General features: G+C 74.5%; 22 protein-coding genes. 15 read left to right on the forward strand and 7 right to left on the reverse strand.

Going from position 1 to position 21143, the window contains the following annotated elements; translation table 11 throughout:
• Positions 1-160: 160 nt before the first annotated feature.
• The 7 genes from ACQUQ1_RS12515 to ACQUQ1_RS12545 are packed head-to-tail and all read left to right on the forward strand — an operon-like array spanning position 161 to position 7377.
• The gene (locus ACQUQ1_RS12515; protein WP_435064634.1) at positions 161-2482 is read left to right on the forward strand and encodes a type II/IV secretion system ATPase subunit; all 2322 of its coding nucleotides are present in this window, start codon (positions 161-163) and stop codon (positions 2480-2482) included.
• Positions 2479-4410: a type II secretion system F family protein gene (locus ACQUQ1_RS12520; RefSeq protein WP_435064635.1), complete on the forward strand. Its 1932-nt coding sequence runs from the start codon at positions 2479-2481 to the stop codon at positions 4408-4410. Before ACQUQ1_RS12515 ends, ACQUQ1_RS12520 begins: the two co-directional genes overlap by 4 nt.
• On the forward strand, positions 4407-5198 hold the full coding sequence (locus ACQUQ1_RS12525) for a DUF7289 family protein (protein WP_435064636.1): 792 nt from the start codon (positions 4407-4409) through the stop codon (positions 5196-5198). Before ACQUQ1_RS12520 ends, ACQUQ1_RS12525 begins: the two co-directional genes overlap by 4 nt.
• Positions 5195-5680, forward strand: coding sequence for a DUF7266 family protein (locus tag ACQUQ1_RS12530; protein ID WP_435064637.1), 486 nt, complete (start codon positions 5195-5197; stop codon positions 5678-5680). Before ACQUQ1_RS12525 ends, ACQUQ1_RS12530 begins: the two co-directional genes overlap by 4 nt.
• Positions 5677-6375 carry a DUF7263 family protein gene (locus tag ACQUQ1_RS12535; RefSeq protein WP_435064638.1) on the forward strand — a complete coding sequence of 233 codons (699 nt, stop codon included), beginning with the start codon at positions 5677-5679 and terminating at the stop codon, positions 6373-6375. Before ACQUQ1_RS12530 ends, ACQUQ1_RS12535 begins: the two co-directional genes overlap by 4 nt.
• Positions 6368-6811, forward strand: coding sequence for a DUF7262 family protein (locus ACQUQ1_RS12540; protein WP_435064639.1), 444 nt, complete (start codon positions 6368-6370; stop codon positions 6809-6811). Before ACQUQ1_RS12535 ends, ACQUQ1_RS12540 begins: the two co-directional genes overlap by 8 nt.
• Positions 6808-7377: a DUF7261 family protein gene (locus ACQUQ1_RS12545; RefSeq protein WP_435064640.1), complete on the forward strand. Its 570-nt coding sequence runs from the start codon at positions 6808-6810 to the stop codon at positions 7375-7377. Before ACQUQ1_RS12540 ends, ACQUQ1_RS12545 begins: the two co-directional genes overlap by 4 nt.
• A 72-nt stretch (positions 7378-7449) precedes the next feature.
• On the opposite strand, the gene ACQUQ1_RS12550 is transcribed toward ACQUQ1_RS12545, so the two are convergent.
• Positions 7450-8226, reverse strand: a complete 777-nt coding sequence (locus tag ACQUQ1_RS12550) for a hypothetical protein (RefSeq protein ID WP_435064641.1) — start codon at positions 8224-8226, stop codon at positions 7450-7452.
• A gap of 106 nt (positions 8227-8332) precedes the next feature.
• On the opposite strand from ACQUQ1_RS12550, the gene ACQUQ1_RS12555 reads away from it, so the two are divergent.
• The 3 genes from ACQUQ1_RS12555 (at position 8333) to ACQUQ1_RS12565 (ending at position 10286) form a co-directional block, all read left to right on the forward strand.
• The gene (locus tag ACQUQ1_RS12555) at positions 8333-9610 is read left to right on the forward strand and encodes a hypothetical protein (RefSeq protein ID WP_435064642.1); all 1278 of its coding nucleotides are present in this window, start codon (positions 8333-8335) and stop codon (positions 9608-9610) included.
• Between the two features lie 111 nt (positions 9611-9721).
• Positions 9722-9967, forward strand: a complete 246-nt coding sequence (locus ACQUQ1_RS12560) for a DUF2249 domain-containing protein (protein ID WP_435064643.1) — start codon at positions 9722-9724, stop codon at positions 9965-9967.
• A gap of 85 nt (positions 9968-10052) precedes the next feature.
• Entirely contained in the window at positions 10053-10286 is a 234-nt protein-coding gene (locus ACQUQ1_RS12565; RefSeq protein ID WP_435064644.1) for a DUF2249 domain-containing protein, read from the forward strand.
• A 48-nt stretch (positions 10287-10334) separates the two neighbouring features.
• On the opposite strand, the gene ACQUQ1_RS12570 is transcribed toward ACQUQ1_RS12565, so the two are convergent.
• Together ACQUQ1_RS12570 and ACQUQ1_RS12575 are read right to left on the reverse strand one after the other, a co-directional pair.
• Entirely contained in the window at positions 10335-10520 is a 186-nt protein-coding gene (locus ACQUQ1_RS12570) for a hypothetical protein (protein ID WP_435064645.1), read from the reverse strand.
• Positions 10521-10624: 104 nt separating this feature from the next.
• Positions 10625-11500 (reverse strand): hypothetical protein, encoded by an 876-nt coding sequence (locus ACQUQ1_RS12575; protein ID WP_435064646.1) that lies wholly within the window; start codon positions 11498-11500, stop codon positions 10625-10627.
• Positions 11501-11604: 104 nt separating this feature from the next.
• Between ACQUQ1_RS12575 and ACQUQ1_RS12580 the strand changes: the two genes are divergently transcribed.
• Entirely contained in the window at positions 11605-13182 is a 1578-nt protein-coding gene (locus ACQUQ1_RS12580; protein WP_435064647.1) for an ATP-binding protein, read from the forward strand.
• Positions 13183-13249: 67 nt separating this feature from the next.
• A complete protein-coding gene (locus ACQUQ1_RS12585; protein ID WP_435064648.1) occupies positions 13250-14194 on the forward strand; it encodes a DUF3179 domain-containing protein in 945 nt (314 codons plus the stop codon).
• Positions 14195-14264: 70 nt separating this feature from the next.
• On the opposite strand, the gene ACQUQ1_RS12590 is transcribed toward ACQUQ1_RS12585, so the two are convergent.
• From ACQUQ1_RS12590 to ACQUQ1_RS12600, 3 genes are all read right to left on the reverse strand, one after another.
• Positions 14265-15041, reverse strand: a complete 777-nt coding sequence (locus ACQUQ1_RS12590) for a TSUP family transporter (protein ID WP_435064649.1) — start codon at positions 15039-15041, stop codon at positions 14265-14267.
• Between the two features lie 490 nt (positions 15042-15531).
• Complete coding sequence (locus tag ACQUQ1_RS12595) at positions 15532-16530, reverse strand: sulfite exporter TauE/SafE family protein (protein WP_435064650.1); 999 nt, start codon at positions 16528-16530, stop codon at positions 15532-15534.
• Between the two features lie 220 nt (positions 16531-16750).
• Positions 16751-17176: a hypothetical protein gene (locus tag ACQUQ1_RS12600; protein WP_435064651.1), complete on the reverse strand. Its 426-nt coding sequence runs from the start codon at positions 17174-17176 to the stop codon at positions 16751-16753.
• A gap of 458 nt (positions 17177-17634) precedes the next feature.
• Here ACQUQ1_RS12600 and ACQUQ1_RS12605 point away from each other — a divergent pair, with 458 nt between their 5' ends.
• Positions 17635-18051 carry a desampylase gene (locus ACQUQ1_RS12605; RefSeq protein ID WP_435064652.1) on the forward strand — a complete coding sequence of 139 codons (417 nt, stop codon included), beginning with the start codon at positions 17635-17637 and terminating at the stop codon, positions 18049-18051.
• A 91-nt stretch (positions 18052-18142) separates the two neighbouring features.
• Here the strand turns inward: ACQUQ1_RS12605 and ACQUQ1_RS12610 are convergent, their stop codons facing one another.
• The gene (locus ACQUQ1_RS12610; RefSeq protein WP_435064653.1) at positions 18143-18886 is read right to left on the reverse strand and encodes an NAD(P)H-hydrate epimerase; all 744 of its coding nucleotides are present in this window, start codon (positions 18884-18886) and stop codon (positions 18143-18145) included.
• Positions 18887-18974: 88 nt separating this feature from the next.
• Between ACQUQ1_RS12610 and ACQUQ1_RS12615 the strand changes: the two genes are divergently transcribed.
• Positions 18975-20411: a dihydrolipoyl dehydrogenase gene (locus ACQUQ1_RS12615; RefSeq protein ID WP_435064654.1), complete on the forward strand. Its 1437-nt coding sequence runs from the start codon at positions 18975-18977 to the stop codon at positions 20409-20411.
• Positions 20412-20562: 151 nt separating this feature from the next.
• A complete protein-coding gene (locus ACQUQ1_RS12620) occupies positions 20563-20919 on the forward strand; it encodes a DsrE family protein (RefSeq protein ID WP_435064655.1) in 357 nt (118 codons plus the stop codon).
• Positions 20920-21143 lie beyond the last annotated feature (224 nt).

A 21143-nucleotide genomic window follows, 5' to 3' on the forward strand; every position in this document is an offset into this window, starting at 1 on the left:
GAACCAGGGTGGCGGCGAGCGTCGGGAGGTTCGACGGGCCCGAACCGCGATCCGGCGGGGCAGCCACAGCCGACGAGGGAGCGGATCCCGGCTCGACCCCGAGCCCCGGAGTTAATTTTTGATATAAAATACTAAATACTACAGCGAACCACGAACCGTAATGACCGGTCAGACGGGCGATCGGCCGGGCGTGCCGGCGCCCGAGCCACCCGACTCCGCCGACGCGTGGTACGCCCCCGACGTGCGGGCGCAGTACGAATCGTACCCGGGGGTCGTCGCGACCGTGCGCGAGCGCGGCGACCCGACGGGCAGCCAGTTCCGCTACGAGACGAGAGAGCCGAGCCTCGGCCCCGGCGGCGAGCGGGCGTACGCGACCGTCGCGGACCGGTTCGACACGGGCACGCACCGCCGGCCGCTCACCCGCGCGGGGACGGTCGAGCGCGCGGACGCGGGGTTCGAGCCGAAGTACGAGCGGGCCGTCGAACGCCTCGTCGACGCGACCCCCGCGCTCCGCAGGCGGGTGGACTACCACGCCCTCCGGGAGTTCCGCCTGCTCGGAGCGGCGACGCCGCTGGCGCTGGACGACCGCGTCGAGGTCGCCGACGTGGACGGCGAGGACGGCCGCGTGGTCGTCCACACCAGCGCGTTCGCGCCCGCGGTGACCGACGTGCCCGTGGACGCCCGGTACGTCGACCGGGTCGCCAGCGAGCGCCTCCGGACATACGCGGTCCCGTTCGAGGGGTTCGCCGTCGACGTGGTGGTGTACCGCGACCGGCTGCTCGGCGAGGACCGCTTCGCCACGAAGTACGCGGTCCGCGAGCCCCCGCTGCTCCCCGGCGACGAGGACCTCATCGCCGAGTGCAAGGATCGCGTGTGGGAGGCGACGGCGACCGAGGTGATCGACGACCGCGCGGCGTTCGTCCGCGAGCGCGCCCGGCGGTTCCTCTCGCGGCGACTCACCGCGCGGGACGCCCGGACCTGGCTCGACGCGACGGCCTACCGGGTCCGGGCGGCCCTCGCGGAGTACGACCTGGCGGTGCCGCCGGTCGACTCCCGGTACGCGCCGGACCGCCTCGCCGATCTGGTGTACTACGTCCTCCGCGACTATGTGGGTCAGGGCGTCCTCACGGTTCCCCTACGCGACCCCCACCTGGAGGACGTGGAGGCGAACCGCGTCGGCGAGCGCGTGAAGGTGGTGCCCCGGGCGGGGCTGGGCGCCGACGGCCGCGTCCCGACGAACCTCTCGTTCGACTCCGAGGCGGCGTTCGTCAACGTCGTCACCCACCTCGCCGCGCTCGACGGGACGGAGCTGACGGCGTCGAACCCCTCCGCGAAGGTGAACGTCGACCTCGACGGCGTCCCGGACACGATCCGGTGTGCGGTCGCGCTGCCGGTCATCTCCGCGGGCGGCCCGCACCTCTCGGTGCGCAAGCAGTCTGCCGACCCGCACACGCCGGTCGACCTCGTCGAGTCGGGGACGCTCCCGACGGAGCTGGTGACGCTGCTGTGGCTGCTGTACGAACATCGCGGCGTCGTCCTGTTCTCCGGGCCGACCGGCGCCGGGAAGACGACGCTGCTCAACGCGCACACCCCGTTCATCCCGTTCGACGACCGCCCCGTCTCCATCGACGAGGGGAGCCGCGAGGTGCTCCTGCCACACGAGACGGGCATCTCGCTGACGACGCGCGACCACGAGAACGAGTTCAAGCGCGTCACGATGGCGGACCTGATGACCGAGACGAACTACCTGAACCCCGACGTGGAGGTGATCGCGGAGGTGAACACGCCGGCGTCGTTCCGGACCTTCGGCGAGAGCCTCAACACCGGCCACGGCGTGCTCGGCACCACCCACGCGGAGGACGTGGACACGCTCGTGAACCGGGTGATCGAGCAGGGCCTCCCGCCGTACCTCCTCGGCGAGATCGACCTGGTCGTCTTCCCGCACAACAACGACGGCGACCGCTACGTCGCCGAGGCGGTCGAACTCGCCGCCGGCGACGCGTTCGGCGACTGCGCCGGCGCCGGCAGCGTCGTCGAGAAGGACGGGACGGCGGTCCACTGGAACCGCGTGCTCGACCGCGACCCCGACGGCGACTTCTCACTGGCGTACGATCACCCGGAGCTCGGGGACGCCGTCCGCCGGCTCGACCACCGGCTGTTCCACCGGATCGCCGACCGGACGGACCGGACGGTCGAGGCCGTCGAGCGGGAGTTCCACCGGAAACACCGCTACGTCAGGTACCTCGTCGCCGAGGGCGTGACCGACGTCGAGGAGACGTTCGACTTCCTGGCGGCCCTGCGGACCGACGAGGCGGCGACCGTCGAGCGCGTGCGCCGGAAGCGGGAGGCCCGCGAGGCGAGGACAGTCCCCGGATCCGACGTGGACGAGGGGTCCGACGCGGACGACGCCCCCGACTCGGCCGCGGATCCCGACGCCGCCACGGACGGCGGTCGGACGGGCGACGACGGAGGGCAACAGTGAGCGAACTCCCCGCCGCCGAGCGGACGCGTGCGGAGCGCCACGATCCCGCTTCCGGCGCGTCCGACCCGGCGGGCGACGGCGTCGCCGACCGGTCCGTGTTCGACCGTGCGCTGTACGCGCTGTTCTCGCGGCACGCCGACGGGCGCCGGCACGCTGCCGACCGGAAACGCTACCGCGGCGCGGCGATGGAGACCAGCTTCGACCTGTATCTCGCCCGGGCGTACGGCCTCTCGTGGGCGGTCTGTCTGGCCGTGCTCGTGTGGACGCTCGTCGTCGTCAGCGCCGTCCCGGCGACCGTCGGCGAGGCCGTCGCGGACGTGCTCGCGGGCGTCGGCGTGCGCGTCCGACCGCCGTCGCCGCTGCACACGGCGGCCGTCGCCGCCGGCCTCGCGGGCACCGCCGCGAAGTACGCGACCGTCCGGCTCGCCGGCGCACGCCTCCGCTGGCGGACAAAAGCTAGGCGGGGCGGGATCGAACGGACGCTGCCGGGCGCCGCCCGCTTCCTCCACGCGCTCTCATCGGGGAGCGACGGCCCGCGGGCGATGCTCCGACGCGTCGCCGACACGGACGCCTACGGCGAGACGGCGGTGTCGGTCCGGACGGCGTTGACGACCGCGTCGCTCACCGGGAGCCTGCACGAGGGGATCGGCCGCGTCGCCCGCGACACGCCCTCGCGGGACATGCTCGCCCCGTTCCTGCTGAAGTTCCGCGAGCACGCCGCCCAGGGCGACGACGCGCTCGCAGGGTATCTCCGGATGGAGTCGCGGATGCTCGGCCACCGGGGCGAACAGCGCCGCGAGCGCAACGCCGACTTCATGGAGCTGGTCGCGGAGCTGTTCGTCGTCCTGCTGGTCCTGCCGGCGCTGTTCGTCATCGTCCTCACGGTGATGAGCGTGCTCTCGCCGGGGCTGTCGACGCCGGTGGCGACGCCGCTGGGGCCCGTGACCCGGCGCGCCGTCGCGGTGTACGGCGCCGCGGCGTTCGTCCTCGCGGTCGGCGCGACCGCCGGCGCGCTCGTCTCGGACCTGCGCCCGGCCGACCAGCGGGTCGCCCACGGGGTGCCGCGCGACGTCGCGGGGCTCCTCGGGTCGGCGCCGACGAACCCCGCGGCCGCGGCCGTCGTGCTCGTCCCGGTCGGCCTCCTCGCGCTCGGGGGACTGCTCGCCGCCGGCGTCGACGCGGTGAACGCGACCCTGCTCGGCTACGCGGCGTACGCGGTCCCGGTCGGGGCCGTCGGCCTGCGCCGGGGGCGCCTGGACGACGCGAAGGACCGGGAGATCTCCGACTTCGTCCACGCCGTCGCCGGCCACGTCGCGCTCGGGAAGCCGCTGTCGGCGGCCGTCGATCACGTCGCCCGCGACGTCGACCTGGGCCCGCTCTCGCCCGACGTGGCCGACCTCGCGTTCGCCCTCGGCGTCGCCGGCGGCCCCGGCGAGGACCTGCGGACCGCCGCGCTCCGGCGGTTCACCGAGCGCGTGGGGACGCCGCTGGCCGCCCAGAGCATCGGCCTCGTCTCCGGCGCGCTCGACGCCGGCAGCGACGCGGAGGCGGTGTTCGAGACGCTCCAGACCGAGGTCGGTCGGCTGTACCACGAGAAGCGCGCGCTCCGCGCGAACATGCTCGTCTACGTCGTCGTCGGGTGGACGACCGCGCTGCTGGTCGTCGGCATCGTCGTCGCGGTGAACCTCACCGTCCTCGACGGCTTCGCGGACCTCGCGTCGCTGTCGACCGGCGGCGGCGCGCTCGACCCGGACGCGGTCGACCTCGAGCGCGACCGCCGGCGGTTCTACGTCGTCGCGCAGGCGACCGTGGTCGCCTCGGGGGTGTTCGCCGGCGCCGCCGACCGCGGCCGGTACGCGATGCTGCTGCACTCGGGCGCGCTGGTGACCGTCTGTTTCCTGATCTTCGCGGTCGCGGGGTTGCTGTGATCCGGCCGTTCCTCCGCGGCGACGACGGTCGACGCGAGGACGGTCGGCCCCGCGGCCGGCGAGGCCGCCGCGACGACGACGGCGCCGACCGCCGCGCCCAGTCGCACGTCGTCGGCGTCGCGATCCTGCTGGGCGTCACCGCCGTCTCGATGGCCGCCCTCACCGCGACCGTCGGCACCGTGGTCGAGTCCAACGCCGCCGGCGTCGACGCCGGCCGGGTGTCCGCCGACCTCGACGCCGCGCTCGCCCCAGCGGCGGTGACCGGCCACCACCGCGGCACCGTCTCGTTCACCGACGGCCGTCTCCACACCGTCGAGCGGACGGTCAGGGTACTGAACGCGAGCGGCGAGGTCAGACGCCTCCACGTCGGCGGCGTCGTCTGGCGCTCCCACGACCACCGCGTCGCGTTCGTCGCCGGCGCCGTCGTCCGGGGGCCGCCGGGGAACGCGGTCATGGACGCGCCGCCGGCGCTGTCCGTCGCGGCCGGGACGCTCGCCGTCGGGGTCGCCGTCGTCGGCGACGAGCGGTTCGCGTACGCCGGCGGCGGGCGCGTCCCGCTGTCGACGCGAGTGAGCCACGACCGGGACGCGCTCGGCGAGGGGGACTGGCGGATCGCCGTCGAGACCGAGACGCCGCGGCCGTGGCGGGCGTTCTTCGAGTCGCGGGGCGCCGTCACGAGCGCCCGGGACTTCGACGGCGACGGCGTCGACAGCGTCGTCGCGGCGTTCCCGGGGACGCGCGAGCTCCACCTCGTCGAGCACCGACTGCGGCTGGAGGCGGGGCGATGAACGTCGCGAGGTCGACCGACAGCGGGGGGGAAGACCCCACCGGGGACCGGGCGGTCACCCCGGTCGTCTCGAAGTCGCTGGAGGTCGGACTGATGGTGCTGTTCGTCGCGGGGCTGTGGGCGGCGCTGTTCGGCGGCGTCGTCCCCGACTACCGCGACGCCGCCGGCGACCGGGTCGCCGAGCGAACGCTCGCCGGCGCCGCGACCGACGTCGAGCGGACGGTTCCCCCGCCGGCGGCAACGGTCCGCGTCGAGCGGCGCGTCCCGCTCCCGGCGACGATCCGGGGCGCGGGCTACCGGATCGTCGCCGACGGCGGGACCCTCCGGCTGGTACACCCGGACCCGGCGGTCGAGGCGTCGGTCCGGCTCGCGCTGCCGGACCGGGCGACCGCGGTGACCGGCACCTGGCGCAGCGGGGCGCGGACGGTCGTCGTGGTGACGGGCGGCGACGGAACGGTGACCGTCGAGTTGGTGAACCGATGACGGCCGGGGACGAGTCCGCGGCCGGCGACGGACCGCCGTGGACGGACGACAGGGGACAGGCGAACCTCGCGGCCCTGGTCGCCGCGCTGGTGGTCCTCACGGCCACCGTCGGCGTGACGCTCGCGCTCGCGGACGGAGCGCTTGCAGGCGCGGACAGGGACCCGACCGAACGCCGGGCCGCGGTCGCGACCGCCGACCGCCTGACCGCCGCGGACTCCCCGCTGACCCGTCGCGCGAACGTGGTGAACGAGAGCGCCGTCGCGGACCTGTCGACCGACCGGCTGGTCGCGCTGGTCCCGCCGCTGGCCGACGCCGCGTTCGGGGTCCGCCTCGACGGCGCGACGGTCGTCGAACGCGGCGACCCCGTCGACGGAACCTCGTTCCGCCGGATCGTCCTCGTGGCGGACGCCGATCCCCGTTCGCGTTCGGTGAACGCGAGCGTGGGTGTGACGCTCCCGCGGCGCACGGACCGCGTACGGTTCGACTTCTCGGCGGCCGGCGTGGAGACAGTCAGGGCCGACGGCCGGGTGGTGCTCCACCGTCCCGGCGGGCTGCGCGGCGTCGAGACGGTCGCGGTCCCCCGGACCGAGACCATCGCGCTCGCGTTCGACGCGAACGCGACCGGCACCGTCCGGGTGACGTACTACCCGGAACGGGCCCGGAAGGCGACGCTGGAGGTGACCGTCGATGCGTGAGCCGGGCGCGGGCCGGCGGGCCGGGGGGGACGACGACCGCGGGCAGCTCTCGCTTCCGGTCGTGGAGGCGGCCGTCGGCGTCGCGTTCCTGCTCGCGGTCGCGGCGTCGTTCGGGCTGGCGCTGCCGGCGCCGGCGACCGCGGAGGCGCAACTGGACGCGTACGCCGCGGACGCGCTCACGGTACTCGCCGAGGAGCCGCCGCGTCACGCCGGCGGAACCCGGATCGACGAGGTGAGCCGGTCGCCGGCGGCGTTCGACCGCGAGCGCGACGCGCTTCGCGAGCGGGTGTCCCGGATCCTCGGCGGCAACCTCCTGTTCCGCGTCGAGACGCCCCACGGCGCGGTGGGCTTCGAGCGCCCGAACGGCGTCCCGGTCGGGCGCGCGACGGCGGCGACGCCGGGCGGCGAGGTCGTCCTGTGGGTGTGGTACGTATGACCGGCGGTCGTCGCGGGCCGAGGGCGACCGGTCCCCGGGACGACGGCGACGGCGGGTCCGACCGCGCCCAGTTGGTCCTCCTCGCGGCCGCCGTCGCCGCCGCGGCGCTCGTCCCGATGGCGCTGGCGTACCTCACGCTGGGCGCACATCCCGACGTGGCCGCGGGCGCGGAGGCCGACCGGCCGGGCGAGGGGACGCTACGGGCGCTCGACCGCGCGGTCGCGAACGCCTCGGGGTCGCTCGGGCGCTACCCGTGGGCGGATCGCGAGGAGGCCGTCGCGGAGTTCGACGCCGTGCTCTCACCGGACGTTCGGGGGGTCGAGTCCGCCCGGCTGTCCGAGACGGTCGTCGTCGACGTCGAGCGAAACTCGACCGCGGCGACGGCGTGGGCTGCGGGGAACTGTCCGCGCGGGCCGAACCGCGCGTTCGGCGACTGCGGGACGGTCGACGGCGTCGTCGTGCAGGAGCGCGCGGGCGAGACGCACCTCCTCGCGGTCGGGTTCGACGTGACGGTCGCCGAGCCCGGGGGGTCGGCTGAGCTGACGGTCGTCCTGGCCGCGTACTGAGGCGTCGCCGGCGGGGGAACGGTCGCGGCCGTCGCCTCGGCCGGCGACCGGTCCCCGGCGACCCGACGCGCGTCACCCATCGGGGTCGCGGCCCGGACCGGCCCGCTGACCGTCGAGCGCGTCGTCGACCGCCCGCGGCGCGACGGTTCCCTCGCCGGGGTCGTCGGAGCCGTCCGTCGGCCCCGTGATCCGCCGGACCTGCCCGGGCAGGTCGAACAGCACCGCGAGGCCGACGGTCACGAGCGCCGCGACGGCCGCGGGGACGAGCAGCGTTCCCGCGAGCGCGCCGACGACGCCGACGACGAGCGCGAGCGTGCCGGCGACGGTGCCGAGCACCGACAGCGAGACGAGCAGCGCCTTCCGGTCGTTCGCCCGCTCGTTGGCGCGGATCCAGTCGGCGTACCCCTCGACGAGGCGCCGGCGGAAGGCGGACGCGTCGGCGTCGACGGCGGCGCGCAGGCCCGCGGGCGCGACGCCGACGCGGCGGCCGACGGCGACGTACGTGAGCCCCGCGGCGGCCGCCGAGAGCCCGAACAGGAGCGTCGCCGCGCCGACGACCGGCGTGAGCAGCCCCCCGACGTCGACGGCGCCGCTGGCGGCCGCGACCGACAGCGCCGACAGGAGCACGCCGACGAGCGCGACGTTCAGCCGGAACACCGACAGCGCCTTCGCGTCGACCTCGTCCATCGCCGACAGCTGCGCCTCCAGCGTGGCGCGGCCCTCCCCGCGGGCGACCGCGAGCGCGCCGTCCGCGGGGCCGGCGTGGGTTCCGGGGCCGTCGTTCCCACAGCCGCCGGAGCCGTCCCCCCCGTCGGTCCCTCCGGCGCCGCCGCCGTCCGTCCCCGACATGCGTGACCGAAGCGGCCGCGGCGTCAAGATTGTACCGGGCGTGGGATCGTTAACTGAACCCGAGGGTCGTACGAACGGTTAACTGAACGCCGTGCGAACGCGACACATGGAGATCCCCGACGCGGTCCGTGACGACATCGAATCGCGGGCGAACGTCGTCGGGACGTGCCGCGGCCCGAAGCGGGTCGGCGCCCGCCCGACCGACGAGGAGTGCCTGGTCGTGCTCGTCCGCCGGAAGGTCCCGAAGGCGCAGCTCGACCCGGGGGACGTGATCCCGGAAACCGTCGAGATCGACGGCGAGACCGTCCGGACGGACGTGCAGGAGGTCGGCGACCTCCGGTCGCAGGCGACGGCGACCCGACCGGCCGCCCCGGGGCGGAAGGAGCGGGTCCGCCCGGCGCCGGCGGGCGTGTCGCTGGGCCACCCCGAGATCACCGCCGGGACGCTCGGCAGCCCCCCGCTGGAGACCGAGGACGGTCGGACGGTCGTGCTCACGAACGCCCACGTCGCCGCGCCGATCGGCGAGGCCGAGACCGGCGACGACGTCCTTCAGCCGGGCCCCGCAGACGGCGGCGGCGACGGCGACGCGATCGGGACGCTCGCGGCGTACTCGGAGATCGACCCCGACGCGCCGAACACGACCGACAGCGCGCTCGTCGCGGTCGACCCCGACGACGTGACCGGGACGGTGCTGGGCGTGGGGCCGTTCGCGGGGTTCGCGGAGCCGACGACGGACGCCACCTACACGAAGAGCGGCCGGACCACCGGCGTGACGACCGGCGACCTCCGCGGCCGGGACGGCCGCGTCCGCGTCGGCGGCTACCACGAGGAGCCGACGGTCTTCGAGGGCGTCGACGTGTTCGGCCCGATGAGCGCCGGCGGCGACAGCGGGAGCCTCATCGGGATCGTCGAGGGCGGGGCGTTCCGGGCGACGGACCTGCTGTTCGCCGGGAGCGACCGTTCGACGATCGGGGCCCCGATCCCGGCCGTCGAGGCGGAACACGGGGAACTTACGCCGCTCTCGACCGGCGGGACCGGCGACGGTGGAGGCGGCGACGGCGGCGGAACTGGCGACGGCGGCGACGGTGGGGGCAGCGACGGCGACGCGGGGTTCGCGGCGGCCGTCGGACGGCGCCTCCGGGCGGCCTACGGCGAGGCCGCCGTCGAGGCGGGAACGGACGTCGCCTTCCGGGTCGAGGGGCCGGTCCGGGCGGCCGTCGCCGTCGCCGCCGCGGAGGGGGACCTCGCGCCGGCGGCCGGACGGGCGGTCGCCGCCGCCGGGCCCGGCGTCGCGCCGGCGCTCGCGTACCCGTCGGGCGTCGAGTCGGACGCGCTCGACCGGATCGGGGGCCGTGTCGCGCTCGTCCCGGTCGCCCGCGAGTGACCCGGCGAAGGCCGCCGGGCCGCCGTGCGACCGTCGGTCGGTCACCGAGGCTCCGGCCGGGCGAACATCATCGGGCGAACGCCCACCGCCCCGCGGGCCGAAGCGTCGGCCATGGCACGCGCCGAGGACGCCACCGACGGCGACGACGCACGGGTGCTGGACGTCCGGGAGACGGACGCGCCGCCCTTCGACCCGATCAGCGACGCGCTGGACGACCTAGACTCCGACGGGACGCTCGTGATCGTGAACAGCTTCGAGCCGGAGCCGCTGTACGACGTCCTCGACCGTCGGGGGTTCGCCCACCGCAGCGAGCAGGTCGGCCCCGACGAGTGGCGGGTCGCCGTCGAGCACGAGTGAGCCGCCACGTCGGACCGCCCGCCGGCCCGCCGCGGAAGGTGTTCGGGGCGAAGGCTACCCCGCCGGCGGCCCGACTGACGGACGCATGCCAGCGGAGACCATCGACGTCCGCGACCTCCCGCCCGCACAGCGCCACCCGGAGATCCACGACGCGTTCGACGCTCTGGACCCCGGCGAGACGCTGGAGCTGATCAACGACCACGACCCGCAGCCGCTGTTCTACGAGTTCGACGCGGAGGTCGAGGCGTTCGACGCCGACGGCTACGAGGTCGAACAGCGCGGGCCCGGGGAGTTCGTCGCGCGGCTGCCGAAGGAGTAGTCGGGGCTCGCCGACCCGGACCCGGCGGTCGGCCTCGACGCCGGCCGCTCAGGCCGGCCGCGCCGTGAACCGTTCGGCGACCTCCAGGTCGACCGTCGGGTCGGCCTCCAGCGCCGCCAGACACGCCGAACAGGCCGGGCGGTTCCGGAACGACCGCGGCGGCGACGCGTCGCTCGCGCGGACGACCGCCTCCGCGCCGGTGCAGGCTCGCCAGATCGCGCATTCGGGGCCCATATCGTGAGAAATGATAACATAGTACAAGAGTGTTCCGCACGGGGAGGGCGGCGGGACGGGGTCGAGGGCCGCGACGGAACCGGGGCACGGCGTCCCTCCCCGGCTCACCACGGGACGACGGTGATCCGGCCGGTCGCGACGGCGACGACCGAGAGGTAGAACACGGTGCCGAAGGCCGCGCTGGCGACGACGACGCGGTCGGGGTCGCGGTCCGGCAGGGCGTGCCGGGCCAGCGGGACCGACCGGAGCTCCGGCCGCGTGAGGACGTGGTTCGAGACGACGGCGAACGCGGCGACGGCGGCCGGCCCGACCGCGAGGCTGTTCACCGCCGTCGCGAGGGCGTCGACGGTCGCCGGCGCGAGTTCGAGGGTCGCGACCGGGCCGAGCACCGCGGCGGGATCCGGGCCGGCCGCCAGGAGGGCGCCGTACTTCGCGTACAGGAACACGGCCGGGCCCGCGGCGAGCGCGGCCGCCCGCACCCCCGCCCGTCGCCGCGGCGGGAGCGCGTGCGGGAGGAAGAACACGCCGACGAGGACGACGAGGTTGGCGCCGAGCCAGGGGCCGACGTCCCGGAGGGCGAACGGGAGCCCCGTCGCCAGGATCCCGACGCTCACCCAGTCGAGGCTGAGGTACGTGGTCTGGGGGCACGACCCCGAGAGGACCGCGCGGCGGTCGGCCGGGCGGACCAGGTGGACCGCGACGCGCGCGACCAGAAACGTCGGGACGAGCAGGACGTACGCGGCGAGCCGGACCTGCAGTCCCGCCGGCGATGCCACGGCGCCGACCGCGAGCGCGGTCGAGAAGTCGACCACGCCGTTGACGAACCAGAACACGAACAGCGACGGGGCGAACAGGCAGCCGCTCACCACGGTCGCGAGGTGTCCCGTCGACGGCGAGAACTCCTGGGAGAGCAGGTCCGCGAACGCGTGGCTGACGCCGCGTGCGGGCTCCCGTGACTCGCCGTCAGACGGAGTGGACACGACAGCGGCCGTACGGTCGGATCCGGCCTGGCGGTTTCGGGGTCTGGCGTCGGCGACACAGGAACGCCCCTAGTGTTTACAGGGAGTGGGCGAAACGTGCGCCAGTGAACACCCCGTCGGCGGGCGACCAACTCGCGCTGAAGCCGGGCGGGATCCTCGTCGCCGCCGTGGGGTTCGCGCTGACGCGGGTCGTCCTCGCGGACACGGTGTTCGGGAGCGGCATGCGGATGTCGATCACCGCCGCCGGGGAGGTCCTGCCGCTGGCGCTCGGGCTCGGGGCCGTCCTGTACGGCGTCAACCTGGCCGTCAGTACGCGCAGCAGACGGTACGCGCGCACCGTCGCCTCGTGGTTCCTCCTCGGCGCGGTCGGCCTCGCCGCGACGGTCGCGGTGGCGCTGTCGGCCGCGCCGGGCGGCGTCGGCGGTCCCGCCGGAGGGACGGTGGTCGCCAGCGTCGTCCTCGCGGGCGGGGCCGGCGGGGTGGTCGTCGGCGTCAGGTCCGCGGAAGCGACCCGGCACCGCGAGGCGGTCCGGCGACAGACCGAGCGGGCGACGGTGCTCAACCGGATGCTCCGCCACGAGATCCGGAACGGCCTGACCGCGGTCCGGGGCCACACGGAACTGCTCCTCGACGGCGAGGAGTCGGCCCCCGATCGGAGCCGCGCGGCCGTCGCCGCCGGCCTCGACCGGATCGAGCGGGCGGTCGCCGAGACGGCGTTCCTCGTCGACGACGGGAGCGCGACGGGCGCCGCCCTCGGGCCGGTCCGGCTCGACGAGGTCCTCGGGTCGTGTCTCGACCGGCGCTCGGCGGCGGGACCGCGACGCCCCGACGCCCTCCCGTCGGTCTCGGTCCGCGCCGACGACCACGCCGGGCGACTGTTCGGGGAACTGCTCGCGCTGCCGGAGCGGAGCGGCGACCCGTGCGAGGCGACCCTCGACGTGAGCGTGGCGGACCACACCGTCGCCGTGACCGTCGCGGCGCCGGGGTCGTGGCTCGCCGAGCGCGAGCGGACGGTGCTCGTCGAGGGCGTTCCCCGGTACGAGCACAACGACGTCGACCACGGGATCCCGGTCGTCCGGCTGCTCGCGACCGGCTACGGCGGCACGGTCGCCGTCGAGGAGGCGGACGACCGGACGGCGGTCCGGGTGGAGCTGCCGCGGACCGGACGGGGCGTCCCGCCGGGCGACAGCCCCGGCATCCCGGCCGGGACGCTGTGGGCGACCCTCGGAGCGGGCGTCGTCGCCGGCGTCGCCATGGGCGGGGTGCTGCAGGCGGCGACGGGGTCGCTGTCGGTCGTCGGCGCGCTCTACGGGACGGCCGCCTCCGGCCCGGGGTGGCTCGCGCACCTGTTCCACAGCGCCGTCTTCGCGACGCTGTTCGTCGTCGCCGTCTCGAAGTCCCCCCGCGTGGGGGTCGACGGCTCGGCGTCGCGGGCGGTCGCGCTCGGCGTCGCGTACGGCGTGCTGCTGTGGCTGCTCGCGGCGGGGGTGGTCATGAGCCTCTGGCTGAACGCGACGGGGATCGAGACGCCGCTGCCGAACCTGACGGCCGCCTCGCTCGTCGGCCACCTCGTGTGGGGCGTCGTCGTCGGCGCGTCGTACCCGTTCGTCGCCGACGTGCGGTCGGCGTCGCCGCTCGACCGGCTCCGCGCCGCCGTCGGCGACCGGTTCGCCTCCGGGTGACGGCGCGGTCGCGTCGGGACCGCCCGCACCCCCAACCGGTATTCGCCCCCGGTACGAGGCGGGTGGTATGGAGACCGAGGAGACGGAGATCAGGGAGGTGCTCCCGCGGGACGCGATCCCGAGCATCGACGACCCCGAGTTCGGGCCGTCGTACTTCGGCGAGGGGAGCGACGAGGTGATCGTCGTCGACGGCGATCCGGCCCGGGCGTACCCGGTGCGGGTGTTGAGCTACCACGAGGTCGTAAACGACGCCGTCGCGGAGGTGCCGATCGCGGTCACGTGGTGTCCGATCTGCTGGAGCGCGCTGGTGTACGACCGGCGCGTCGACGGCGAGGCGCTCACGTTCGGCGTCTCGGGCAACCTCGCGGACGACAGCCTCGTCCTGTACGACCGGGAGACGGGCTCGGAGTGGCAACAGACGAGCGGCCGCTGTCTGCGCGGGCCACACGAGGGCCGGACGCTCGCGCTCCGGCCGAGCGCGGTGGTCACGTACGACCGGTTCCGCGACGAGTACCCCGACGGGGTCGTCCTTCAACCGGTCCGCGGGCGCGGCCCGGGCGAGTCGCCCGCGGCGGCCTACGACATGGCGCCCTACGAGGGGTACCGCGAGCGGTCGGCGTTCGGCCTCCACGGCATGCGCGGCGAGGGCGAGCCCCGCGAGTGGGACCGCGCGGACCTCGACCCGAAGACGGTCGTCCTCGGCGTGGAACACGGCGGGGACGCGGTCGGGTATCCGGCGCCCGCCGTCGAGGCCGAGGGCGGCGTGCTCGCCGACCGCGTCGGCGACCTCGCCGTCGTGGTGTTCGGCGACGGCGACCGGCTCTACGCCTACGAGGACCCCGGCGTCGAGTTCGAGCGGCGCGACGGCGAGATCCGCGGCGACGGGACGACCTGGTCTGCCGCGACCGGCGAGAGCGCGGACGGCCGGCGGCTCGACCCGGTGACGACCCGGCGGCTGTTCGCGTTCGCGTGGCAGGACATCCACGGCCCCGAGGCCTTCTACACCGGGTGAGGGCAGTCGTAGGGGCGTTCCGTTCCCGCCGTCCGGCCGCGACGGGCCGCCCGGCGACGCGGGCGAGGAGTCAGATCCCAGCCGAGACGAGGCGCACGCCGACGACCGCGAGCAGGCCGAGGACGGCCCGCCGGCGCCACCGTTCGGGCAGCACGCCGCGGAGCCGCTTCCCGACCGCGACGCCGACGACCGCGGGGACGGCCGCCGCGGCCGACGCCGCGACGAGCGCGAGGTCGGGGTACAACCCGAGGGCGCCGGCCACGCCCACGCGGACGCCGTTGAGCCCGAGGAACACCATCGCGACGACGCCGACGAACGTGCCGTGGGCGAGGTCGCGGCTCCGAAGGTACGCGATCAGCTGGACCCCGACGTTGGTGCCGCCGAACAGCAGCCCGGAGACGCCGCCGACGGCGACCAGCGCGGGCGTGGTCTCGGCGGAGAACCGGTCGCCGACCGACGCGAACCCGGGGACGTCGACGGCCTCTTGGGCGCTGGCGACGAACCCGAGCGTCACGACGCCGAGCCCGAGGCGGAGCGGCCCGCCCGGGAGCCCGTCGAGGACGGCCATCCCGACGACCGTGCCCACGAGTGCCGCGGCCACGAGCGGGCCGAACCGCCGGCCGCAGCTCCGCAGTTCCGCCGCCGAGAGGTCGCGCACGAGCGAGAGGTTCACCGAGAGGATCGGGAGGATCATGAACACGACCGCCGTCGCGGGGTCGATCGCCGTCGCGAGCACCATCGTCCCGACGAGCGCGAAGCCGAACCCGGCGACGCCGTTCACCGTCCCCGCGAGGAGGATGACCCCGACGAGGAGCGCGACGAGCGACGGCGAGAGCGCGAGTACCATGATCCCGGGTTCGGTCGACGGGAGGTATAGCATTCCCGCACGTGTGGCCCGGCCGCACCAGCGACGCGGCGGCGGAGTCGGTGCGGGGGACGAGCACGGGCGGGCTCCGAAGGAGTGCGACGCGAGAGCACGACCGGCTCCCCGTTCTGTCCCGCGGGCGGGGGCCGATCCTGCACGGGCGCTCGTGCTGCGACGGGACGTTCTCCGGGGAGGACGAGTGCTCCCGGAGGTTCTGTCGACGGGGCTATCTCTCCGGGTGATCGAGTGGAGGACCGGGCACCGAAGTGTGGGGAAGCGTGCCCGGCCGGGGGAACGCACAGGAGCAACGCCGATCGGCCCGTGCACCCGCCGAAACGTCCCCGTCGGATAAAGCACTGGCCCGGTTTGGCAACTCGGTTGCCAACTCGCGGTCACGGACGCGTCGCGGAGCGGGCCGGCCGGTCGGTGCCGGACGGGTCCGCCTCCGATCCCGTCCGTTCGCGACGGCGGCTCACGCGAGCAGTTCGCTCGCGAGGACGATCACGCCCACGGTCGCGAACACCACCCCGAGCACCGGCTCCATGACCTCGCTCGGGACGTACTTGCCGACGCGGGTGCCGAGGGTGCCGCCGATCAGGACGCCCGGGACCGACCACGCGACGACGTACCAGACGGGCGTGGCGGCGAGGGCGTGGACCGCCGCGCCCGCGAGCGCCGCGATCGCGAGCACGAACACGCTCGTGGCGACCGCCACGCGGGGCGGGAGCCGACACCGGACGATCAGCTGCGTGGTCGTCACCTCGGGGAGGCCGGCGCTGATCAGCCCGGTAATGAAGCCGCCGGCGGTCGCCAGTCCGACGCCGGGCGGCCGCCAGCAGGTGTCGTAGGTGTACGTCTCCCCGTCGGCGGTCTCGATCGTGGTCTGGCCGCGCCCCGCGTTCTTCCGCTCCAGGTACGCTCCCTCGCGCTCGCCCGGCTCGCACTCCTCGGGCGGGTCGTAGTACACGAGGAACCCGCCGAGGATCAGCAGGCCGACGCCGAACCCCAGTTTCAACAGCGTCGTCGGGACGTAGTGGGCGGCGAGCGCGCCGGCGACGACTGCGGGTACGGCGCCCGCAAGCAGCCACTTGGCGGTCGCGTAGTCGACGACGCGCTGGCGGACGTAGTTCAGCAGGCCGTTGCCCATGCCGAACACCTCCGTCAGGAGGCCGGCGCCGATCGCCTGCGAGGGCTGGAGGCCGACGACGAGCATGAAGAACGGGCTGAAGAACAGCGCGCCCGAGACGCCGGAAGCGAGCGCGATCGACGAGAACGCGACCGACGCGGGGAACACCCACCAGTGCGCGAGGAACCGCTGGACGGGGAATCCCGAGGGCACCGGCAGCGACCGCAACGGCGCGAGCGCGACCCCGCCGTCGACCGCGGCGGACGGGTCGCCGGCGGCGGCGAGCGCCGCGAGCGCGAGCGTCCCGGTCAGCCCGCCGACGGCGGCGGAACGGCCGCCGCTCATCGCGGCGTCGGGCGGTCGGAGCGGACGGTCGTCTGCGGTTCGAGCGGGGAACGGGAGTCGCGGTCGGAGTCGAGGGAGTCTGTCGTCATGAGATCGGAGCGGACGGCGGTCTACAGCTGTCGGTCGGAGCGGCTGTTCGGCTCCGGGGCGGCGACCGTGGGTCGGCCGGTCCCGGGCCCCTCCGCCGACGGCACGGCTCGGTCGAGCGCACGGCCCGTCGTCAGCCGAGGATCCCGGCGCCGAGGAAGGCGCCGAGGACGAGCCCGTACACGACGTGGACCGTGGCGAACATCGTCATCATGCCCTTGTCGGGCTCCATGCCGATGACCATCCGCATCCAGCCCACCATCCCGACGACCATGAGCACGAGCCCGTAGACGACGCCCAGGACGACGGCGACCGCGATCGACCCGAGGCTCAGCCCGACCAGAGGGACGCCCACCGCGAACACCGCGCCGGCGACGATCCCGTACAGCAGGTGTAACACCATCCCCGGCATGGCGTACTCCTCGGGGTCGCCGCCCGCGAACGTCGCGACGAGCCGGGCCGTCGGCGGCGGCCCGCCGTCGCCCATCGCCATCATCACCGCCGTCATCACGATCGTCGCGACGAGTCCGCCGACCAGTCCTGCCGTAATGGATGCCATGGTTCCGTCCGGACCAAGACCGGATTCGTATGTAACGGCGCGGGGCTTGTGGATCGGAGACACACAGTGGAGGAACGTTAATACGGCCCCCGGGAACGGGCCGGGGCGACACCAACGGAGTCGAGCGGCGCGCACGTCCGAACGCGTCAGTCAGTACCGATCTCAGGGCGACGGCGGACCCGATGACCGACGGCTCCGACCCGATCCTCCGCCCGAACGCCGGGGACTCGACCGGGCGGAGGGACCGTCCCACCCACGGCTGCTCGCCGGGCGCGCGGCCGCGACGCCGGGCTGTTCCGGCGGGCAGTCGCGCGTCCTCGCCGCGGTGGACCGCTCGGATATCGGAACGGAGACGACCTACTGCATCGGCAACTCCGCCTGCGGGCACGAGCTGTGACCGTCGGGACCGACCCGGGACGGGCGGTGCGGTTTTGCGCCCGCCCGGCCAACGGTAAATCGTGCTCGAACTCACGCGCGAGGTCTACGACGACGTCGTCGCCGCCGGCCGCGACGGGGCCCCCGAGGAGGTCTGCGGCGTCCTCGCGGGCGAGTACGACGAGGAACACAGCGTCGCGGTCGCGGTTCACCACACGGCGAACGCGGCCGACGACCCCGAGACCCGGTACCGCATCGACCCGGAGGAGCAGCTCGCGACGTTCGAGGCGGTCGAGGACGCCGGACTGGACGTCGTCGGGTTCTACCACACCCACCCGGCCGGCCCCCCGGAGCCGAGCGGGACGGACGTCGCCAGCGCGGCGTGGCCCGGGTACTCGTACGCGATCTGCGCGCTGGACGGCCACCCCTACCTGGGCTCGTGGCGCTGGCACGGCGACGAGAGAGGGTTCGAACAGGAGGTCGTCCGGGTGACGGCGTAGGCCGCGGAGGGGCGGACTCGCCCCTCCGACGGTCACGGCGGTTCGACGGGGACGGCGGCGGTGGGGTCGAACGACCGTCGGCCCGCAGCGCTCACCGAACCAGTTCGACCCAGTCGTCGTCGCCGAAGGGGTACCGGTAGTCGATACCGAGCCGATCGTACACCGTCGCCGGGATCGTGAGGTCCGCGAGGAACAGCCGGCCCCCGACCGCGTCGAGGCCGGTCTTGGGGAGCGCGAGCGTGACGGTCCGGTCGGGGACGACCGCGGGGCCGGCCGCCTCGCCGGTCGTCGCGTCCAGCCCCGAGGGCACGTCGAGGGAGACGACCGGCCCGGGCGACGCGTTCGCGCGCTCGACGTACTCGCGCGCCGGCGACCGGAGCGCGCCCGAGAGGCCGTACCCGACGAGCGCGTCCGCGACGACGACCGCGTCGTCGGCCGCCGGGAGCGCGTCGACGCCGGCGGCGACGGGGACGCCCATCGCGTCGAGGATGCGGTGCTGGTGCTCGGCCACGCCGGTCAGGTCCGCGGTCGGCCGGTCTAGCACGACCCGGACCGGGACGCCCCGGTTCGCGAGCCGGCGGGCGCACACGAGTCCACCGCCGCCGTTGCCGCCGTCGCCCGCGAGGACGACCACCTCATCGTCGGCCCCGTCGGCGCGCCGGCTCCCGCGGGCGTCGCGGACGTGCCACGCGAACGCCCGGCCGGCGTGTTCCATCATCTGGAGCACCGCCAGGCCGACCTCCTCGACGGCGACGCGGTCGACCTCGCGCATCTCGTCGGCCGTCACCGCCGTCGCGACGCGGCCGTCGACCGTCCGGAAGGAGTCCCGTCCCATGTGTGTGCGACGGTATCGCGCGGCGGGTTGGTAAACGCCGGGCACAGCGGCGGGTGGTTATTACCGCCCGCCCGCCGACGGGGAACGCATGGAGGAAGTCGACTTCCTGGTCATCGGCTCGGGCTCGGGCCTGGACGTGGCGAACGCCGTCGCGAACCGGGGGAAGTCCGTCGCCGTCGTCGAGAAGGGACCGCTCGGGGGCACCTGTCTCAACCGCGGGTGCATCCCCTCGAAGCACCTGCTGTACCACGCGGACGTGCTGGAGACCGTCGAGCGCGCCGGCGAGTTCGACATCGACGCGGAGGTGACCGGCGTCGACTTCGCCGGGATCGTCCGGAAGGTCAACGAGGAGGTACGGGGCGACGCCGAGTCCATCCGGGAGGGTCTTCGCTCCTCCTCGCAACACGACCTCTACGAGGGCGAGGGGCGGTTCGTCGACGACCGGACGGTCGAGATCTCCGGCGGCGAGGACGACGGGACGCGGGTGCGCGCGGAGACGGTCCTCATCGCGGCGGGCACGCGCCCGTCGATCCCTCCGATCGACGGCATCGAGGACGTGGACTACCTGACCAGCACCGAGGCGTTGCAGCTGGAGGAGCCGCCCGAACACCTCGTGATCGTCGGCGGCGGCTACATCGCCGCCGAACTCGGCCACTTCTTCGGGACGTTCGGCAGCGACGTGACGATCGTCGGCCGGCGGCCGACCCTCCTCCCGGAGGCCGACGACGAGGTGGCGGCGGCGTTCACCGAGCGCTACGCCGAGCGGTTCACGGTCCACACCGGCCACGCCGCGACGGCGGTCTCGGAGTCCGGGGGCGAGGTGACCGTCGAGGCGCGGCCGTACGAGTACGGCGAGGACGGCGGCGTCGTCGACGACGCGGAGGCGGTGTCGGTCACGGGGGACGAGCTGCTCGTCGCGGCGGGTCGGCGCCCGAACACGGACACGCTGAACCTGGAGGCGACGGGCGTCGAGACCGACGAGGCGGGCTTCGTCGAGACCGACGAGTACCTCCGGACGGACGCCGAGGGCGTGTGGGCGCTGGGCGACATCGTCGGCGAGTACCTGCTGAAGCACAGCGCCAACCACGAGGCGGGGGCGGTCGTCCGGAACCTCCTCGGCGACGAGCCCGAGCCCGTGGACTACACCGCGATGCCGTTCGCGGTGTTCGCCTCCCCGGAGGTCGCCGGCGTCGGCGCGACCGAGGCGGACCTGCGCGCGGAGGGACGCGAGTACGCCACCCGGACGTACCGGTACGACCAGACGGCGCGGGGGAGCGCGATGAAGGCGGACGGCTTCCTGAAGGCGATCATCGACCTGGAGGGGGAGATCCTGGGCTGTCACATCGTCGGGCCGGAGGCGTCGAACCTGATCCAGGAGGTCGTCGTCGCCATGAAGGCCGGGTCCGGGACGGTCCGCGACATCCGCGAGTCGGTGCACATCCACCCCGCGCTCTCGGAGGTCGTCCAGCGCGGCTTCTCCGGGCAGTTCAGTCGCGGCGGGGGCGGTGGCGGCCACTCCCACTAAGTAGAGCGGGACGGTGGACGACTCCGAGCCGGCCGCTCGGGGCCGCTGCGACCCGGTCGGACGGGGTAGTATATAAGCTCACGGCACGAGCGTATCGGCTCCGCATACCCACGCATCCGTTAAGGATCCCAGTGCCGTATGCCGAATCGCAATGACGAAAGCAGCGGTCATCATCCTGGCGGGAACGGAGGGTCACGAGAACCTCGGTCGCCTCGCGAACGGGCTGGAGGCGGCCAAGGAGTTCGCCGAGAACGACGAGGACGAACTCGAACTCATCTTCGACGGCGCGGGGACGCAGTGGATCCCCGAACTCGAGGACGAGGACAGCGACTACCACGAACTGTATCAGACGGTCCGCGACGACACCGCCGTCTGTGACTACTGTTCGGGCGCCTTCGGCGTCGAGGACGCGGTGGCGGACGCCGGCCTCGTCACCCTGGACGACCACGACGGGCACCCGAGCATCCGGAGCCTCGTCGACGACGACTACGAGATCATCACGTTCTGAGGTCGACGCGGCCGCTCGGGACACGTAACGGCGGCACGTTCCGGCGACCGCTCGACGGAGACGCTCCCGATTTTTTGTATCGACTGCGACGCCCAAGGAGCAGCGGCGACCCGGATCGCGTTCGGCACTTCAGCAGGGCTCGCCCCGGGAACCGCTCCGACGGCGGGCCGGACGACTCCCGCCGGGGAGCACGGGTTCCGGCGCTCCGACGACGCCTACTTAAT

The sequence above is a fragment of the Halobaculum sp. EA56 genome, from assembly GCF_051195075.1.
In the GTDB taxonomy this organism is placed as follows: Archaea; Halobacteriota; Halobacteria; order Halobacteriales; family Haloferacaceae; genus Halobaculum.

Coding starts and splice junctions, on each gene's coding strand:
- ACQUQ1_RS12515 (WP_435064634.1), top strand. CDS start 161: ATGACCGGTCAGACGGGCGATCGGCCGGGCGTGCCGGCGCCCGAGCCA.
- ACQUQ1_RS12530 (WP_435064637.1), top strand. CDS start 5,195: ATGAACGTCGCGAGGTCGACCGACAGCGGGGGGGAAGACCCCACCGGG.
- ACQUQ1_RS12535 (WP_435064638.1), top strand. CDS start 5,677: ATGACGGCCGGGGACGAGTCCGCGGCCGGCGACGGACCGCCGTGGACG.
- ACQUQ1_RS12540 (WP_435064639.1), top strand. CDS start 6,368: ATGCGTGAGCCGGGCGCGGGCCGGCGGGCCGGGGGGGACGACGACCGC.
- ACQUQ1_RS12545 (WP_435064640.1), top strand. CDS start 6,808: ATGACCGGCGGTCGTCGCGGGCCGAGGGCGACCGGTCCCCGGGACGAC.
- ACQUQ1_RS12550 (WP_435064641.1), bottom strand. CDS start 8,226: ATGTCGGGGACGGACGGCGGCGGCGCCGGAGGGACCGACGGGGGGGAC.
- ACQUQ1_RS12555 (WP_435064642.1), top strand. CDS start 8,333: ATGGAGATCCCCGACGCGGTCCGTGACGACATCGAATCGCGGGCGAAC.
- ACQUQ1_RS12560 (WP_435064643.1), top strand. CDS start 9,722: ATGGCACGCGCCGAGGACGCCACCGACGGCGACGACGCACGGGTGCTG.
- ACQUQ1_RS12565 (WP_435064644.1), top strand. CDS start 10,053: ATGCCAGCGGAGACCATCGACGTCCGCGACCTCCCGCCCGCACAGCGC.
- ACQUQ1_RS12570 (WP_435064645.1), bottom strand. CDS start 10,520: ATGGGCCCCGAATGCGCGATCTGGCGAGCCTGCACCGGCGCGGAGGCG.
- ACQUQ1_RS12585 (WP_435064648.1), top strand. CDS start 13,250: ATGGAGACCGAGGAGACGGAGATCAGGGAGGTGCTCCCGCGGGACGCG.
- ACQUQ1_RS12590 (WP_435064649.1), bottom strand. CDS start 15,041: ATGGTACTCGCGCTCTCGCCGTCGCTCGTCGCGCTCCTCGTCGGGGTC.
- ACQUQ1_RS12595 (WP_435064650.1), bottom strand. CDS start 16,530: ATGAGCGGCGGCCGTTCCGCCGCCGTCGGCGGGCTGACCGGGACGCTC.
- ACQUQ1_RS12600 (WP_435064651.1), bottom strand. CDS start 17,176: ATGGCATCCATTACGGCAGGACTGGTCGGCGGACTCGTCGCGACGATC.
- ACQUQ1_RS12610 (WP_435064653.1), bottom strand. CDS start 18,886: ATGGGACGGGACTCCTTCCGGACGGTCGACGGCCGCGTCGCGACGGCG.
- ACQUQ1_RS12615 (WP_435064654.1), top strand. CDS start 18,975: ATGGAGGAAGTCGACTTCCTGGTCATCGGCTCGGGCTCGGGCCTGGAC.
- ACQUQ1_RS12620 (WP_435064655.1), top strand. CDS start 20,563: ATGACGAAAGCAGCGGTCATCATCCTGGCGGGAACGGAGGGTCACGAG.